The sequence below is a fragment of the Stenotrophomonas sp. YJH_SMC_138 genome (assembly GCF_059369855.1).
This window is the reverse complement of the sequence record NZ_JCAFTB010000017.1, coordinates 1-2,746: the sequence shown is the minus strand read 5'-3', so window position 1 is coordinate 2,746 and position 2,746 is coordinate 1. Positions and strand designations below refer to the sequence as shown.

Annotated in this window: 2 protein-coding genes; both read right to left on the bottom strand. The window is 66.8% G+C overall.

Features of this window, described 5'->3' with window-relative positions; all coding sequences use genetic code 11:
- On the bottom strand, window positions 1–1,458 hold a 1,458-nt coding region (locus AC5P7I_RS20850; RefSeq protein WP_495222180.1), incomplete at its 3' end, for a cache domain-containing protein.
- Between the two features lie 816 nt (window positions 1,459–2,274).
- A partial coding sequence (locus AC5P7I_RS20845; protein ID WP_495204213.1) for a methyl-accepting chemotaxis protein occupies window positions 2,275–2,746 on the bottom strand: 472 nt, incomplete at its 5' end.

Genomic DNA, 2,746 nt, shown 5'->3' with positions numbered 1-2,746 from the left:
GTTGGCGGCCTGCTGCTCGGTGCGGCGCGACAGGTCGCTGTTGCCGGAGGCGATCTCGCCGGCGGCCAGGGTGATGCTGGAGGCGCTGGCCTGGATCTGGCCGACGATCTGGGTCAGCTGTGCAACGGTGGTGTTGGCATCGTCGCGCATGCGTGCGAACACGCCCTGGTAGTCGCCCTGCATGCGTGCGGTCAGGTCACCTTCGGCGATGGCCGACAGCAGCTGCGAGAGCTTGCCGAGGTTGTCATCGCTGACCGCCATCATCGCGTTGAGGTTCTCCAGCATCAGGCGGAAATCGTGATCGAAGCGCTGCGCATCGCCACGGAGGCTGAAGTCGCCGGCCGCGGCGGCGCTGGCCAGCTGCTTGATCTCGGCATTGATGCGGCCGAGGTTGGCCTTGACCGTATCAACGGTGGTTGTCATCGCGGCCTTTTCGCCCGGGTAGCGTGCAATGTCGCGGCTGAGATCGCCAACCGCGTACTGCTGCACCACGTCCAGCACGTCGTGCAGGGTCTGCAGGTGGCCGCCGACCAGGGCGTTGGTTTCCTGCACCATCAGCCCGTACTCGCCGGGGAAGGCGCTGGCGTCGATGCGGTAGCTCAGTTCGCCGCCGTCATGACGGCGCGCCATTTCGCGCTGGCCGGTGATGACTGCATGCAGCTGCTGCTGCATGCCGGCCATGGCCTCCAGCAGGCGGCCGGTTTCGTCGTGCGGCTGCGGGCCGATGTGGCTGTCCAGCTTGCCGCCGGCGATGCCTTCGGCCACGGCGGTGGCCTGCTTCAGCGGCACGGCGATGCGGTTGCCGATGACCCAGCTCAGGGCCAGCACGATCAGCACCAGTACGCCACCAGAGACCGCCATGATGGCGGTGAACACCAGCGCCTGTTTCTGCACGTCGTCCATGTAGACGCCGCTGCTGACCACCCAGTTCCAGGGCGCGAACAGGCCGGCATAGGCGACCTTCTCGACCTCGCCCTTGCTGCCCGGCTTGGCCCAGCGGTAATTGACGAAGCCGCCGCCGGCGCGAGCCGCTTCGACCTGGTCGTAGTAGATCCGTACGCCGTCGTCGGTACGGAAGTCCTTCATGTCCTTGCCGACCAGGTCCTTGCGGAACGGGTGCATCAGCAGGCGGTAGCCGGTGTCGTAGATGTTGAAGTAGTAGGTGTCGTTCCCGGCGCGCATGACCTCCAGCGCCTGCAGCGCGGCGCTCTTGGCGGCCTCTTCGCTGAGCTCGCCGGTACCGGCCAGGCGGTGGTAGTGCTGCAGGATGCCGTAGCTCAGTTCGACCTGGGTCTTCAGCGCGCTCTTGCGGGTTTCGGTCAGGTCCAGGTACTGCATGCGGGCGGCGATCACCGAGAGCGCGATCACGCCGAGCGCGATGAGCAGCGTCAGCAGGTTGAGCTTGCGCCGGACGGAAAGATTGCGGAAGTAGTGTTGCCAGCGATGCAGGAGATTCATCGAGCAGGACCAGGTCGAAGCGGGCGGGCGGCGCCGTGCCGGTCAGCGGCGGGATACGCTGTGACAACCCCGTTATCGGCCGCGCGGGCGGGGGATTGAGGTGCGGTGTCCGAACGTATTCAGGTTTCCTTGCAGCGGCGGCTGCGGCGCTGCCTGCGGCAGGCTTTTGAAGCAACGGCAACGGCAACGGCAACGGCAGTTGGTCGGCTCTGAATTTTCAGTGGGTGGCTGGGTCGGGGTGGGCTGGCGGGACACGCCGTAAACCCGTCCGTGGGGGCTCGATGGCGCCATCCATGGCGCCAACGGTCCCGCCAGCCCACCCCGACCCAGCCCTCCCGGCATTTCGGTGTCGGACGGCAAGAGCGTTGAGTTTCCAGGTGGAAAGAGGGGTCAGATCCGTTTTCCTGCGGAAAACGGATCTGACCCCGGAAGTGACCTGGCTTTTGTCTTTTGCTCTTCTTTCTTCAATCCGGGGTGGACGCGCACGGGAAGTGTCCGTGGCCGGGAGGGTGGGTTGCGCAGGGGCGTGAGCCGCATGGGGTCGAGGCATGCCTCGGGCGGGTTGGGCAGGATGCCCAACCCCGGTCTTGCCGTGTGCGCAGGACAGTGCACACGTGCAAGCGGCGACCGAGCTTACAGAGACGTACTTGCAGCGTCCCCTGCGCAACCCATCCTCCCGGCCCAAACGAAGGAAGTCCGCCGCTCTCAGCGACCACCCCGAGGGGCTTCGCCGTTGGCTGGATAATCAGATACCCCCTAAACAAAAACGCCCCAGCACAGGGCCAGGGCGTTCTTGTAACTCAGGTCAGGCAGGCATCAGAACTCCTGCCAGTCCCCGTCGGCCAGTTCGGTGGCCATCGGGCGACCACCCGCCGTGCGGCGGGCCGGCGGGGCAGCCGGGGCCGGGGCAGCCGGTGCAGCGGCGCGCGGCGCCGGGGCGGTGACGCGCGGGGCGGCGACGACCTCGGCTTCGTCCACCACGAAGATCGACACGGCCTCGCTGAGGTGGCCGGCCTGTTCTTCCATCGCACGTGCGGCGGCGGTGGCTTCTTCCACCAGCGCGGCGTTCTGCTGGGTGGTTTCGTCCATCTGCACCACGGTCTGGTTGACCTGTTCGATGCCGGCGCTCTGTTCCTGCGAGGCGGCGGAGATCTCGGCCATGATGTCGGTCACGCGCTGCACCGAGGCGACGATCTCGCCCATGGTCGCGCCGGCCTTGTGCACCAGCGCCGAGCCGTCGTTGACCTTGCCGACCGAGTCGTCGATCAGGCCCTTGATCTCCTTGGCG